We start from the raw sequence: 14,046 nt of genomic DNA, 5'->3' as shown, positions 1-14,046 counted from the left end.
CGGGTCCCGTTGGCGCCGGACCGGGACGCCGAGGGCCGGTCAGACCTCGTCGAGGCGAACGACCAGCTCGTCGATCTGCGCCGGGGTGACGTCGTCGTTGTCCCCCAGCACGAAGCGGACCGGCTCGGTGAGCGCGAGACCGTCCGCGCGCGGCGGGAAGTGCGCCGCGTCGGCGGTCAGCTCAACCGGTCCCCGCGCGGTCAGCCGCACCGTGCCACCGGGCTGGCGCAGCGTCATCGCCAGGCCGGTCACCAGGCGCACCTCGTAGCGGTCGCCCACGAGCCGCACGGTGCCGGAGTCCCCGCCGGACGTGTCGTCCTGCTCCAGCACGACGGTGCCGCCGTCCTCCGAGCCGCCCGCGTCGGGCAGTTCGGCGGAGAGGGACAGCGCGAGCACGCGCAGCTCCACGGCCGTGCCGCCGTCGCCGGAGCGCTCCCGCACCTGCACGGTGCACTCACCGGTGAAGTCGACCAGCACCGGCTTGGCGCGCACGGTCACAGCGGTCTCCGGCGCGTGGCAGCGCAGGACGAACTCGGTTCCGGTCGCGGGCAGAGCGGACTGCGGCACGGTCACTCCAGTGCGGACGGGGGCGCGGACGCTCCACGGCTGCCCCGGTTGCGGGCCGCTCAAACAACCGCGGAACCCCGCCGCGCCGCCGACTACTCGAAGCGCGAGACGTCGCCCGCGCCGTACCGGACGATCTCCGGCTCACCCTGCGAGAAGTCGATGACCGTCGTCGGGACCGTGCCGCACTCGCCCGAGTCGATCACCGCGTCGACCGCGTTGTCGAGCCGCTCCTTGATCTCCCAGCCCTGGACCATCGGCTCCTCCTGGTCGGGCAGCAGCAGCGTGCTCGACAGCAGCGGCTCGCCCAGCTCGCTCAGCAGCGCCTGGGCGACGACGTGGTCGGGGATGCGCACGCCCACCGTCTTCTTCTTCGGGTGCAGCAGCCGGCGCGGCACCTCCTTCGTCGCGGGCAGGATGAACGTGTAGCTACCCGGCGTCGACGCCTTGATCGTGCGGAACATCGTGTTGTCCACGTGCACGAACTGCCCGAGCTGGGCGAAGTCCTGGCACACGAGCGTGAAGTGGTGCCGCTCGTCCAGGTGCCGGATCTCCCTGATGCGGTCGATGCCGTCCCGGTTGCCGATGCGGCACCCCAGCGCGTAGCAGGAGTCCGTCGGGTAGGCGATCAGGCCGTCCGACCGCAGCAGGTCGACGACCTGGTCGACCGCTCGCCGCTGCGGGTTGACCGGGTGCACGTCGAAGTACCTCGCCATGCGGGGCAGCTTATGGGGTGCGTGCTGGACGTGCCGTGTCGGATCGCCGCTCTCCCGAGACGGAGGTTCGGGTGCTCTGATCCAGCCGTTTCCCGCCTCGCCGCCCCTCACCCACCACCCGGCGCGAGTTGAGCGTTCAGGCACCGCGAGTTGAGCGTTCGGGCACCGCGAGTTGAGCTCTCGGGCACGGCGAGCCGAGCTGTGGACTCCTGGGACCGTTCGGTCGGGACGGTGGGCGTTGTGCGGGGTGGACCGTGGCGGTGCTGGGGGTGTTCCGTCCTACTCCGCGGGGGACGGGACACCGGGGCGCGACTGGTCGAACTCCAGGGCGTCGGCCTCGGCGTGCAGCCCGGCCGCGCGCAACCGCTCCGCGGCGTGCTCGCGGTGGCGCAGCGCCTCGGCCGTCTCGCCCCGCGCGGCGTGCACCTCGGCGAGCTGGCGCAGCGCGATGCCGTGCTGCCGGGGCACGGACAGCGTGCGCGCCGCGGCGAGCGCGCGCCGCGCCACCTCCAGCGCGGCGTCGGTGTCGCCGGTGGACAGGTGCAGGCGGCTGATCAACCGCCACGCCAGCACCAGGCCGGTGCGGTCGTCGCGCTCCTCGAAGAACACCAGTGCCCGCCGCACCTCGTGGTGCGCGGCGTCGAGCCGGTCGTCGTCGAGCAGCGTCTCCGCCAGCGAGAGCCGGATGTGCGCAGCCAGGTCGGGATCACCCAGCCGCACGGCGGTGCTCAGGCTCGTCCGCAGCAGCTCCTCGGCGCGCACCAGGTCGCCGAGGGCCAGCGCCAACCTGCCCAGCTCCCACGACGCGCCGAGGACGCTCAGGTCGTCGCCCAGCTCGTGCGCCAGGGCGACGGCGGCGGCCAGGTGCTCACCGGCGGCGGCCAGGTCGCCCGCGCGCCGCCCGATCGCGCCGAGCGAGCACAGGACCTCGACCTCGCCGTGCCCGTCGCCCACGGCCCGGAAGCGCGTCATCGCCCGCTGGTGGCACTCGCGGGCGCGCACGACGTCGCCGCTCCACTCGTGCATCCAGCCGAGACCGTGCCAGGAGTAGCCGATGCCCTGCGCGTCACCGGTGCGCTCGAAGCCGACGCGGGCCCGGTCGAAGTCGGCCTCCGCGTCGGCGAAGCGGTGCTGACGGCAGCGCAGGAGGCCGCGCTGCTGCACGAGGACCGCCTCCGCCCACCGCACCGTGCCGTCCGTGCCGTCCGTGCCGTCTGTGCCGTCTGTGCCGTCCAGCTCAGCCACCCGTGCCAGGCCCAGCCGGTTGATCTGCTCCCAGTCGTCGAAGCGGGCGCGCAGGTCGCAGAACGCGGCGGAGGACGCCGCGAGCCACCAGACCTGCTCGTCGAGCCCCAGCGCCGCGGCCTGGTCGGCCGTGGCGCGCACGTTCGGCCACTCCACGTCGAACCACGTCGCCGCGTCGCCCAGCAGCCGGGACGCCAGTTCGGTCGCGAGAGGACCGGGCGCGCGGTCGGCCGGGAGCGGGCGCACCCCCTGGTGCGGCAGCTCCCGGTCGGCCGCGCGGGCCAGGGCGAGCCACAGGTCGACCAGGGCCCGCAGCGCTCGCACGTCGTCCTCGCTCGCGGCCTCCCTGCCGAACGTCCGGAGCAGGTCGTGCAGCCGGTACCGGGAGCGTCCCAGCGCGTCCCGGCCGACGAACTCGACCAGCCGCGCGTCCACCAGGGACTCCACCACGTCCTCGGCGCGGTCCACGCCGACGTCCAGCAGCGGCGCGGCCACCCAGGCCGGGAAGTCCGGCACGTCGAGCAGCGCCAGCGACCGGAACGCCCGCCGGTGCAGCTCGTCCAGCCCGTCGTAGCTGCACGCGAGGCTGGCGCGCACGTCGAGGTCGCCCAGGCTCAGCTCGTCGAACCGGCGCCGCTCGTCGGACAGCCGGTCGGCGAGCTCGGAGAGCCGCCAGTGCGGCCGGGCGACCAGGCGGGCCGCCGCGACGCGCAGCGCGAGCGGCAGACCGCCGCAGTAGCGCACGATGTCCGCGGCGGCGGCGCGTTCGGCGGCGACCCGCTGCGCGCCGAGCGCCCCGTCCAGCAGCGCCAGCGCGTCGGCGGGAGGCAGCACGTCCAGGGACACCACGCGGGCGGTCTCCAGTCCCGCCAGTGCGACGCGGCTGGTCACCAGGACGGCCGTGGCGGACGTGCCGGGAAGCAGCGGGCGCACCTGCGCCTCGCCGGCGGCGTTGTCGAGCACGATCAGCACGCGCTGGTCGGTCAGCCGCCCCAGGTACAGGTCGATCCGGTCCTCCAGGGACGCGGGGATCGCCGCCGGGACGACGCCCAGACCGCGCAGCAGCCGGTCCAGGGCCGTCGCGGCGTCGACCGGCTCCTGGTCGGTGCCGCGCAGGTTCAGGTAGAGCTGACCGTCGGGGTATCCGCCGCGCACGAGGTGCGCCACGTGCAGCGTGAGACTCGTCTTGCCCACGCCACCGGCCCCGGTGATCACCCACGCCCGGCTGCCGGTGGCGGTGCCGCGCAGATCGCGGCTCAGCGCCCGCACCTCGTCGTCCCGCCCGGCCAGCTCGGGCAGCGCGGGCGGCAGGCGGCAGTGCGCCGCGGTGGGCACGGTGTCCGCCGCGCTGGTGTCCGCTGTGCTGATGTCCGCTGTGCCGGTGTCCGTTGGGGCGGTCGCGGCGACCGGGGGAGCGGTCGACGCGGCGAGGACGAGCCGGTGGAGTTCGCGCAGCTCCTCGTTGGGGTCGACGCCCAGCTCCTCGGCGAGGACCGCGCTCGCCCGCCGGTACACCGCCAGCGCCTGCGCCTGCTGGCCGTCGGCGTGCAGGGCGCGCACGAGCTGCGCCCAGAACCGCTCCCGCAACGGCTGCTCGGCGACCAGCGCGTGCAGCTCGCCGACGAGCCGCTCGTGCTCGCCCAGCCGCAGCAGCACGTCGTTGCGCCGGGCGACGACCTCCCAGCGCTGCTCGGTCAGCGCGAGCGCCGTGCCGTACTGGATGCCGCGGGAGCGCACGTCCGCGAACGCCGGGCCGCGCCACAGCCTCAGCGCCTCGGTCAGCAGCGCGGCCTCGCCCGCGAGGTCGTCGGCCCGCCGCGCGGCACCGGCCTCGGCGAGCAGGTGCTGGAAGCGGGTCAGGTCGAGCTGCTCGGGGGCGAGGTGGATCGCGTAGCCGCCGGGCTCGGTGCGCACCAGCGGCGGGTCGTTCGGTTCGCGCAGGGCCGCGCGCAGGCGCATCACGTAGGTCTGGAGCGTGGAGCGCGCGCCGCCCGGCGGGTCGTCGCCCCACAGGTGGTCGATCAGCTCGTCGGCGGGCACGGGTCGGTTCACCCGCAGCAGCAGGGAGGAGAGCAGCACCCGCTGCTTGACCGATCGCAGTGCGACGACCTCGCCCCCGGAGCGGACCTCCAGCGCGCCGAGGACGGAGAACTCCCACTGCTGCGTCACGCACACTCCCCATCGCCTGCCGATCCGTTCGACCCTATCGATTCCAGGGCACGTGGCGAGACGGCGCGGGGACCTGCGCGGACCGCACCGCGACCGGTCGCGCGCGCCCGGGCGGGGCTCGATCCGCTTCCGCTAACGCTGTTAACAGTGATCTGTTAGCATTTCTCGCATGAGTGTGCGGGAGAAGATCCTCGACGTCGCGGCCGACCTGCTCGCCCGATCGCCGAACGCGGACATCTCCACCAGGGCGGTGTGCGAGGCGGCCGGGGTCGGCGCACCCGTGCTGTACCGGCAGTTCGGGGACAAGGAGGGGCTGCTGGCGGCCGTCGTCGACCGGGGCTTCGACCGCTACCTCGCCACCAAGCGCGACCGCGCGGGGTCCACCGACCCCGTGGAGGACCTGCGCGCCGGGTGGGACACCCACGTGGCCTTCGCCGTGGCCAACCCCAACCTCTACCGGCTCATGCACTCGCCCGCCATGCGCGCCGTCCCCGCGTCGGCCGCCGAGGCGCACCGCATCCTCACCGCCGACCTCGAACGCGCGGCGGCGGCCGGTCGGCTGCGGATCTCACCGGACGCGGCGGCCCAGATGATCATGTCGGCCACCGTCGGCATCGGTCTGATGCTGGTGACCAGGCCGGAGACCTACGTCGACCCCGGCCTGTCCCACCGCGTGCGCGACGCGATCCACGCGCGGGTGCTCGTGCCCGACGTCCCGGAGCCGCCCGCCGGCGCGGGGAGCGTCGCGTCGTCGGCGGCCCGGCTCGCCGCGCTGCTGGGCCGCGACCCCGCGCCGTCGCTGACCGCGGCCGAGGCCGCGCTGCTGCGCGAGTGGCTGACCAGGTTGTCCGACGCGCCGACTGCGGGCTGAGCGCCGTCGCGCCGGAGGGCGTCGCGAGGAGCACGGCCCGGTCCTCGTCGCGCACCACGTCCGCCTGCGGCGTCCGGGAGGCACGGCTCTCCGACCGCGGCCGGAACGGGTGTCCCGGTGAAGCACGGAGGGCCGCGGGGGCGGTGTGCGCCCCCGCGGCCCTCCGCGGCGTGGTCCGGCCGATCTAGGTCAGATCGGCGCACTTCTTCGCGTCGGCGTCACCCGCGGCCTGCGGCACCCACCGCACGTTCGCGAACGACGCGGAGAACGGGCCGTCGGTGTAGACCAGGAACGGCGTGTTGACCGCCTCGAAGTCCAGGCTCGCGAAGCACGAGACCGGGATCTTCACCGTCGTCCTGACCCCCGGCTCCATCCCCTTGAACAGCGAGTTCGCCTGCACCTCGGCGAAGCACGGGTAGGTGCAGTGCGTGCTGATCACGGTGTTCGACGTCGGCGCCTGGTGGACGATCGTGTCGAACACCAGCGCGCTGTTCGTGTTGAGGTAGCCGCGCAGGTCGCTGCCGCCCGCCGGGTCCTGGAGGTAGAGCTGCGCGGGCCCGGTGCCGGTCCACGTGCCCCTCAGGCCGTCCTGCTGGACGGTGACGTCGGACTGCACGACGTCGATCTCGGCGTGGGAGGCGGTGCCGTCCGCGCCGATCTCGGTGCCGCCCCAGTTCTCCGCCGAACCGATGAAGCTCTTGTAGGGAGCCGCGTCGGTGCGGTTGAAGATCTCCAGCGGCTCGGTGGCGTCACCACCGCCGCCCGTTCCGCCGCAGCCGAACTCCGGCGACGTCTCGTCGAGCCGGCCGACCTCGCCGGTCTGGCCGTTGCGCAGGCCGTAGCCCAGCGCGAACAGCGGGTCGTAGCCCTCGGCGCCGGGGTTCAGCGGCGTCTGGCACGCCTCGCGCGGCCAGGAGTACGACAGGACGCCGGTGTAGCCGCGACCGGTGTGGCGGCCCCGCACCAGCAGGTCGGTCACGCCACCGCCCTCGGTGCCGGGCAGCCACGCCGCCACGAACGCGTCGGAGCGGTTGAGCTCCTTGTTGACCCACATCGGGCGACCGCCGACGTACACGGTCACCACCGGGGCGCCCTTGCCGCTGACCCGGTCCAGCACCGCGAGGTCGGCCGGGTAGAGCTTGGCGTGCTCCAGCGTCTTGCGGGTCAGGTCGCCGACGCCCTCCGCGTACGGCGTCTCGCCGATGACGGCGATCACGGCGTCGTAGGCGGCCGGGTCGACGCCCTCGGCGGTCTCGCTGAACGTCACGTTCGCCTCGCCGAGGGCCTCCTTCAGGCCACCGAGGACGGTCGTGCCGTTGGGGAAGTCCGCGTTGGTGTTGCCGGTGCCCTGCCAGCTCAGCGTCCAGCCGCCGGTCTGGTTCTGCATGCTGTCGGCGCTCTTGCCGACGACGAGGACCTTCGAGCGCGGCGACAGCGGCAGGACCCGCTTCTCGTTCTTCAGCAGGACCTGGGACTCGCGGACGGCCTTGCGCGCCAGTTCGCGCGCCTCCAGCGCCCGCTGCGACCCGGCGTGGTCGCGCTGCGACGGCTTCGGGGCGTCGAAGATCCCGGCGCGCAGCTTGACGCGCAGGATGCGCGTCACCGCGTCGTCGATGCGGGACATCGGGATCTCGCCGCTCTCGACCTGCGCGGTGGTGTTGGCGATGAACGCCTTCCAGTCGTTCGGCACCATCACGACGTCGATGCCCGCGTTGATCGCCTGCGCGCAGCTGGAGTTCGTGCACCCCTGGACCTGGCCGATGCCGTTCCAGTCGGACACCACGACCCCGTCGAAGCCCATCTTGCGCTTCAGGATCTCGTCGAGCGCCTTCTTGCTGCCGTGCAGCTTGCCCTCGGTGATGCCGAGTTCCTCGTTGGTCCAGCTGTTGAACGACGCCATCACGGTCTGCGCGCCCGCGGCGAGCGCGCCGTAGTAGCCCTGACCGTGCAAGTTGATCATCTCGGCCTCGGAGGACGGGGTCACGCCCTGGTCGAGGCCCTTGATCGTGCCGCCGTCACCGATGAAGTGCTTGGCGGTCGCGAGCACGCCGTCGTCGTCCAGACGCCGGGAACCGCCGCCCTGGAGACCCCGCACGGCCTCGTAGCCGTAGGCGCGGGTGATGCGCGGGTCCTCGGAGTAGCCCTCGTAGGTGCGGCCCCAGCGGTCGTCGCGCACGACGGCGAGGGTCGGGGCGAACGCCCAGTCCTGGCCGGTCGCGCGGATCTGCTTCGCCGTCGCCTCGCTGATGTCGCGGACCAGGCAGGGGTCCTTCGCCGCGCCCAGGCCGATGTTGTGCGGGAAGATCGTCGCGCCGTAGACGTTGTTGTTGCCGTGCACGGCGTCGATGCCCCAGATGACGGGGACCTTCGTGCGGGTGTCCACGGACGCCTGCCAGTAGGCGTCGGCGAGCTCCAGCCACGCCTGCGGAGAGGCGTGCTTGTCCTTGTTCGGCCACGACCCGCCGCCGTTGAGCACGGAGCCGATGGCGTACTGCTTCACCTCGTCCGGGGTGATCGCGGCGATCTCGGGCTGCGTCATCTGACCGATCTTCTCGGCCAGGGTCATGCCCGCCACCATCGCGCTGACGCGTCGCTCGTCGGACGGGCTGCGGTCGATCCTGCTGTCGACCTTCGGCCACTCCGACAGGGTGGGGAGCTTGTTCTCGATGCGCGCGCAGCCGTGGGAGTCCACAGCGGGCTTGCCGATCACCGGCTGCCGGGAGTGCTTCGGGTCGGCGGTCGCGGCGGGAGTCCCGCCCGTCAGCCCCGCCAGCAGGGCGACGCTCGCCAGTGCCGCGAGCGCGCGGCGGCGCGCGGGCGGTCGAGCGGAGGATCTGCTCATCAACGGTCCGTTCTCGTGGTGCGCCTGACGCATCTTCGTCGTTGCGCCGCACCGATCGTGACTGCTGGACACCGTCGGGTCAACAAATCCGTGGGAGCGCTCCCTCGAACGGTCGCAACTGGTTCCGGACGGTGATGGAAGTGCCCCCGACCTTGCGGGGCGTGACGAAGGCCGCCGCGGGTGGGGGGTCCGGACACGGCGGAGGGGGCGCGACCGGTGCGGTCGCGCCCCCTCGTCGAACCGCTGGGATCAGCAGCTCAGGTTGTTGCCCGGCGTCACGCCCAGGATCGAGGCGAAGCGCTGGTAGGAGGCGATCCGGCTCTGGACCTGCGCGGGGTTGCGGCCCCCGCACTCCAGACTGCCGTTGATGCTGCGGATCGTCTCACCGAAGCCGGCGCCGTTGACCATCGCGTTGTGCGGGGTCATCGTGCCCGGACCGGACTGCGTGTTCCAGTACCAGAGACCGGTCTTCCAGGCCACCGAGGCGTCCTGCTGGACCAGGTGCGGGTTGCGCAGCAGGTCGATGCCCAGTGCGTCGCCCGCGGCCTTGTAGTTGAAGTTCCAGCTCAGCTGGACCGGACCGCGACCGTAGTACGCCGCCTGTCCCGCGGGGCAGCCGTAGGGCTGGCCGGTGTCGCAGTAGTGCGGGTAGTTCGCGGTGTTCTGCTCGACGATGTGCACGAGACCGCCGGTCTCGTGGTTGACGTTGGCCAGGAACGCCGCCGCCTCCTGCTTCTTCACCGTGTCGCTGCCCGTCCCGGCGAAACCGGGGTAGGCGCTCAGCGCGGCGGTGAGGCCGTTGTAGGTGTAGAAGGAGTTCCGGCTCGGGAACATCTGGTTGAACTGGGCCTCGCTGACCACGAAGCCGGAGTTGCCCGGCGGGTTCGTGGGCGGCGTGGTGCCGCCACCGGTGCAGGTGTGCGGCTCCCAGAACCAGGTGCTGATGACCGGGTCGTAGCCGGGGTTCTCGTGCTCGGCGACGTAGTACTTGCCGTCGGTGTACTTGACGATGCTGCCGACCGCGTAGAACTGCCCGGCCACCCACGCGGGGTGGTCGCAGGCAGCGGTCGGGGTGGTGGTGCCGCCACCGCACGTGCCCTTGTCCTCCCAGACACCGGTGCCACCGGTGCTGGGGGCTTCGTCCTGGGTCCACCACTTGGCGCGCCAGTTGTGGCCGCCGTGGGACACGGTGGTGTCCCCGGTGTACGCGGTGGCCGAGCTCCACGCCGTCGCGCAGGTCGCCGCCGACGCCGAGGCCAGCGGCAGGACGACGGCCAGGGTGCCGACGGCCGCCGCGGCGGCCACTGCCGCCATGAGGCGTTGTCTCGACATTCGATCACTCCAATTCGTGCAGCACAATCCGCACGAGATCGATGACAGGGGTTCGATCCGCACACGAGCTGTCACGCCACGACGAACGCCTCAGGGAAGACGTTCGCCACGAGACCTCTCCCACTCAACCGGATTGGTCTACACCAGTCAAGAAGGGTGGAGCGGGCAGTTCGTGAGGACTCGTGACGCGTGACTGCCCGCGACCATGATGAGAGCGCTTTCATCATGTGGGGCCGAACGGTACTACTCCGCGCCGCGTCCCGCGCGACGGGGCCGCGTCGGCAGGTGACCGCGCGCGCACCGCCGCGGTGACCGTCCCGGCCGCCGGTGTCGGCTCCCCGGCCCGTTCACCTTGCGCGCACGTGATCGCGGAGCGATCCGGCGGCGGGTGTGCGGACCTGCTGGAGAGGGTTCGTCTCGGCGGTGGTCGGGCGTCGGCAGTCGTTCCCGCGCGGACGGACGGTCGTCGGCCTCTTCCATCCGCCGGCCGTGCAGCACGCGAAGCGCGTCGAGTGCGACCGCGGTGAGAACGCTGCGGCCGACACCGGCGCGGCCGAGCAGTTCCATCCCCCTGGTGGTGGCGACGAAGTAGACCGCCGGCGATTGCACGTTCGCGTCCTCCGGGAGATCCTCGTTCTCCCGCGCGTGTTCCAGGCAGCGGGCGTGGACACCGGCGAGCTGCTCGATGCCGGTCTTCGCGGCCGTCGAGAGCGGGTCCTGCTCACCGGTCGACTCGACCAGCGCACGCGTGGTGAGCGAGACCCGCCGATCAGTGCTGCCGAACTCGATCGCCATCAGGAGCATGTGACCACGAATTCGTTCCAGCGGCGAAGCGTCGTCGTGTCCGAGCGCTTCCGAGACGGCGCGCGTCGCCTCCTCCCGGTCCTCGGGCAGCGCCCGGAAGAACAGTTCCCGCTTCCCGCCGAACGCGTTGTACGAGCTCTGCTTCCCCGGGCCGGTCGCCCGCACCAGGTCGTCCGGGGTCGCGGCGGCGGGGCCGCGCACGGCGAGCACCTCGCCGGCGCTGCTGACGACGTCGCTCTCCAGGAACTCGCGGGGACGCGGCACGTGAGCGAGCTTACGTTATTGACCGTACGGTCAAAAACTCGCTAGCTTGGGTGGGGCGCGCATCGGTGAGACCACGTCGGAGGCGTCGTCGACCCGGTGGACGGCGTCGCCGTTCGACCCCTGCCGGGCGGCGGGCACCGCATTTCCCGTAGCGACACCGAGGATCGAGGAAGGGCAGAAGTGAAGAGCAACGAAGAGGTCGTTCGCGAGGCGTACCGGTTGTCGGAGGGGGACGTCCTCGACGGGCACGGTTTTCGCGCCTTGTTCACCGAGGACGGAACGTTCAACGACGTGCCGAATTCGCAGACCTTCCGCGGGGACGAGATCCCTCTGGCGTTGACGGGGTTCGCCGGCGTCTTTCCCGACGTCCACCGCGAGCTGCTCGAAGTGCATGCGGTCGGTGACGTCGTCGCCGTCGAACTGCGAATTCGGGGAACGCATCTCGGCGCGTTCCCGACTCCGATCGGCGACATCCGCCCGACCGGTAACCGCATCGACGTGCCGACGGCGGATCTCTGGTACCTCCGCGGGGGAAGAATCGAGAGGTTCAACTGCTACAACGCGACGAACGTGATGCTCGCCCAGCTCGGGGCCAGCCCCGACTTCTCGTCGGCGATCGAGGCCGCCGAGACGACCGGGTCGTTCGTGCCCGGGAAGTAGCCGTGGACCGCGCCGGTGGACGGGCCGGACGCCGCCTCACGAGGCCGCCGCGCCGCGGAACGCGCGCCGGTACGCCTGCGGGCTGGTGCCGACGAGCCGCTTGAAGCGGTCTCGGAACGTGGTGGGGGAACCGAATCCGACCTGACCGGCGATGCGTTCCACCGGGTGCGCCGTCGTCTCCAGCAGGTGCTGCGCGCGTCGCAGGCGCGCGCGGTGCAGCCACTGCAGCGGTGTGGTGCCGGTCTGCTCGCGGAACCGGCGGTTCAGCGTCCTGGTGCTCAGGGCGGCGTGTGCGGCGATGTCGTCCAGGGTCAGCTCGCGGTGCGCGTTCTCCTCCAGCCACAGCAGCAGCGGCTGGAGCGTCGCGCCGTCCGGCGCGGGCGGCTCGTGCACGATGAACTGCGCCTGCCCGCCGTCGCGCTCCAGCGGCATCACCGACAGGCGGGCCGCGTCGGCGGCGACCGCCGACCCGTGGTCGCGCCGGATCATGTGCAGGCACATGTCCAGCCCCGCCGCGGCGCCCGCCGAGGTGAGGACGGAGCCGTTGTCCACGAACAGCACGCTCGCGTCGACGTCGACCGCCGGGTACGCGGCCGCCAGCGCCGAGGTGCACGCCCAGTGCGTCGTGGCGCGCAGCCCGTCGAGCAGTCCGGTCGCGGCGAGCGTGAACGCGCCCGAGCACACCGACGCGATCCGGGTTCCGCGACCGGCCGCCAGGCGCAGCGCGTCGAGCACCTCGGGCGGCACCGGGGCCGAGACGTCGGTGACGCCGGGCACGACGATCGTGTCCGCGTCGGCGAGCGCCTTCAGGCCGTGCCGCGCGCGCAGCGTGAACGCGCCCGCCTCGACGTCGGGCGACGGAGCGCAGACCCGCACCCGGTAGGCGGGCCCTCCACCGGGCAGCCGGGCGCGGCCGAACGTCTCGACGGGCACGGACAGGTCGAACGGGACCACGCCGTCGAGGGCGAGGACGAGGACGCTGTGCACGTCCGGAACGTACCCCGTCGCGGACCGGCCCGCGGGCGCGGAGGGGCAGGTCGGAACGGGTGAGCCGCCGTGGCCAGAACCAGGCGGTAGGTGGCACTTTCGCCACTTCTTCCGTCCGGGAGGGCCGCCTAGCGTTGCGCGGACCACCGTCGAGGGGATGTGCGCGTGCGAGTCGTGTCCGCGGGGAGTGCCCCGTGACGAAGTTCCTGCTGTCGTTGCACGTGATCGCGGCGATCGTCGCGATAGGACCGGTCACCGTCGCGACCGGGATGTTCCCCCGCGCCGCCCGCGCGGCGCTGGCCGCGCCCGGTGATCCGCACGCGCTGGCCGTGGTGCTCACGCTGCGGCGGATCTGCCGCGTCTACGGGGCGCTGGGTGTCGCCGTGCCGGTGCTGGGGGTGGCCACCGCGCTGAGCATGGGCGTGCTCGGCGACACGTGGCTGTCGGTGTCCCTCGCCCTCACGGCCGCGGCCGCGCTGGTGCTGGTGTTCGCGGTCCTGCCCGTGCAGGAGGAGGTCCTGGCGGGGCTCGGCGCGGACGCGCCCGAGCGGATCACCGGTCGGCTCCGGGCGTTCGGCACAACGGCGGGCGTGTTCAACCTGCTGTGGGCGACCGTCACCGTGCTGATGATCGTCCGGCCCGGCTCCACGACGGGCGCGTGATCGCTACCGTCGTCGTGTGTTCACCGCCGCCGACGTCCCGCCCGCGCTCGCCGACTCCCACGCGTGCTGGTTCGGCGACGCGGGCCGGGCCTGGATCGCCGCGCTGCCCGCTCTCGTGGCCGACCAGCTCGACCGCTGGAACGTGCGCGTCGCGGGCGGAGCACGCGTCGGCGCGGTCGCGCTCGTCCTGCCGGTGCTGCGCCGCGACGGCGCACCGGCCGCGCTGAAGCTCCAGCCGGTGGACGACGAGACCGCGGGCGAACCGCTCGCGCTGCGGACGTGGGACGGCGACGGCGCGGTGCGTCTGCTCGGCCACGACCCGGCCACCGGCACGATGCTGCTGGAGCGGCTCGACGGCGCGCGCGACCTGACCGCGCTCGGCGAGGAGGCCGCGCTGGAGGTGCTCGGCGGGCTGCTGGCCCGGCTCTCGGCCGTCGCAGCCCCGCCGGGGCTGCGCGATCTGGGGACGATCGCCCGCGGCCTCCTCGCGCGCACGCCGCCCGCGCTGGCCGCGGTGGCCGACGCCGAGGACCGGCAACTGCTGCGCACCTGCGCGGCGGCCGTCGGCGAACTCGCCGACGAGCCGGGGGACCGGTTGCTGCACTGGGACCTGCACCACGAGAACGTGCTGGCCGCCGAGCGGGAGCCGTGGCTCGCGATCGATCCCAAACCGCTCGCGGGCGACCCGTGCTTCGAGCTGCTGCCCGCGCTGCGCGACCGCTGGCCGGAGGCCGTCGCCACCGGCGACGCGCCGCGGGCGGTGCGCCGCCGGTTCGACCTGCTGACCGGGGTCGCGGGTCTGGACCGGCGGCGTGCCGCGGGCTGGACGCTCGGCCGCGTGCTCCAGGACGTGCTCTGGGACCTCGACGACGGGGCCGCGGCCGTGCACCCCGTGCACGCCGCCGTGTTCCGCGCCCTCGTGCCCTGACC

Annotated in this window: 11 protein-coding genes; 4 read left to right on the top strand and 7 right to left on the bottom strand. The window is 73.1% G+C overall.

Annotation, left to right across the window (positions count from 1 at the left end):
- Positions 1 to 39: 39 nt before the first annotated feature.
- The 3 genes from IMZ35_RS20755 to IMZ35_RS20745 form a co-directional block, all read right to left on the bottom strand.
- Positions 40 to 567 (bottom strand): hypothetical protein, encoded by a 528-nt coding sequence (locus IMZ35_RS20755; protein WP_199442793.1) that lies wholly within the window; start codon positions 565 to 567, stop codon positions 40 to 42.
- Between the two features lie 92 nt (positions 568 to 659).
- A complete protein-coding gene (locus IMZ35_RS20750; RefSeq protein WP_199442792.1) occupies positions 660 to 1,280 on the bottom strand; it encodes an L-threonylcarbamoyladenylate synthase in 621 nt (206 codons plus the stop codon).
- A 279-nt stretch (positions 1,281 to 1,559) separates the two neighbouring features.
- Entirely contained in the window at positions 1,560 to 4,694 is a 3,135-nt protein-coding gene (locus IMZ35_RS20745) for an AfsR/SARP family transcriptional regulator (RefSeq protein ID WP_199442791.1), read from the bottom strand.
- Positions 4,695 to 4,863: 169 nt separating this feature from the next.
- Here IMZ35_RS20745 and IMZ35_RS20740 point away from each other — a divergent pair, with 169 nt between their 5' ends.
- Positions 4,864 to 5,565, top strand: a complete 702-nt coding sequence (locus IMZ35_RS20740) for a TetR/AcrR family transcriptional regulator (RefSeq protein WP_199442790.1) — start codon at positions 4,864 to 4,866, stop codon at positions 5,563 to 5,565.
- Between the two features lie 184 nt (positions 5,566 to 5,749).
- On the opposite strand, the gene IMZ35_RS20735 is transcribed toward IMZ35_RS20740, so the two are convergent.
- The 3 genes from IMZ35_RS20735 to IMZ35_RS20725 all read right to left on the bottom strand — a co-directional run bounded on the left by IMZ35_RS20735 (position 5,750) and on the right by IMZ35_RS20725 (position 10,807).
- Positions 5,750 to 8,407: a glycoside hydrolase family 3 protein gene (locus IMZ35_RS20735; RefSeq protein ID WP_199442789.1), complete on the bottom strand. Its 2,658-nt coding sequence runs from the start codon at positions 8,405 to 8,407 to the stop codon at positions 5,750 to 5,752.
- Positions 8,408 to 8,656: 249 nt separating this feature from the next.
- Positions 8,657 to 9,739, bottom strand: a complete 1,083-nt coding sequence (locus tag IMZ35_RS20730; RefSeq protein ID WP_199442788.1) for a glycoside hydrolase family 19 protein — start codon at positions 9,737 to 9,739, stop codon at positions 8,657 to 8,659.
- A 243-nt stretch (positions 9,740 to 9,982) separates the two neighbouring features.
- Positions 9,983 to 10,807, bottom strand: a complete 825-nt coding sequence (locus tag IMZ35_RS20725; RefSeq protein WP_199442787.1) for a TetR/AcrR family transcriptional regulator — start codon at positions 10,805 to 10,807, stop codon at positions 9,983 to 9,985.
- Positions 10,808 to 10,987: 180 nt separating this feature from the next.
- Here IMZ35_RS20725 and IMZ35_RS20720 point away from each other — a divergent pair, with 180 nt between their 5' ends.
- Positions 10,988 to 11,467, top strand: coding sequence for a nuclear transport factor 2 family protein (locus tag IMZ35_RS20720; protein ID WP_199442786.1), 480 nt, complete (start codon positions 10,988 to 10,990; stop codon positions 11,465 to 11,467).
- A gap of 36 nt (positions 11,468 to 11,503) precedes the next feature.
- Here IMZ35_RS20720 and IMZ35_RS20715 read toward each other — a convergent pair whose 3' ends face one another.
- The gene (locus tag IMZ35_RS20715; RefSeq protein WP_199442785.1) at positions 11,504 to 12,454 is read right to left on the bottom strand and encodes a GlxA family transcriptional regulator; all 951 of its coding nucleotides are present in this window, start codon (positions 12,452 to 12,454) and stop codon (positions 11,504 to 11,506) included.
- Between the two features lie 194 nt (positions 12,455 to 12,648).
- Here IMZ35_RS20715 and IMZ35_RS20710 point away from each other — a divergent pair, with 194 nt between their 5' ends.
- Together IMZ35_RS20710 and IMZ35_RS20705 are read left to right on the top strand one after the other, a co-directional pair.
- The gene (locus IMZ35_RS20710; protein WP_199442784.1) at positions 12,649 to 13,116 is read left to right on the top strand and encodes a hypothetical protein; all 468 of its coding nucleotides are present in this window, start codon (positions 12,649 to 12,651) and stop codon (positions 13,114 to 13,116) included.
- A 16-nt stretch (positions 13,117 to 13,132) separates the two neighbouring features.
- Entirely contained in the window at positions 13,133 to 14,044 is a 912-nt protein-coding gene (locus IMZ35_RS20705; protein ID WP_199442783.1) for an aminoglycoside phosphotransferase family protein, read from the top strand.
- Positions 14,045 to 14,046 lie beyond the last annotated feature (2 nt).

Source organism: Umezawaea beigongshangensis, assembly GCF_016464305.1.
Lineage (GTDB): Bacteria > Actinomycetota > Actinomycetes > Mycobacteriales > Pseudonocardiaceae > Umezawaea_A > Umezawaea_A beigongshangensis.
This window is presented reverse-complemented; position numbering and strand designations above follow the sequence as displayed.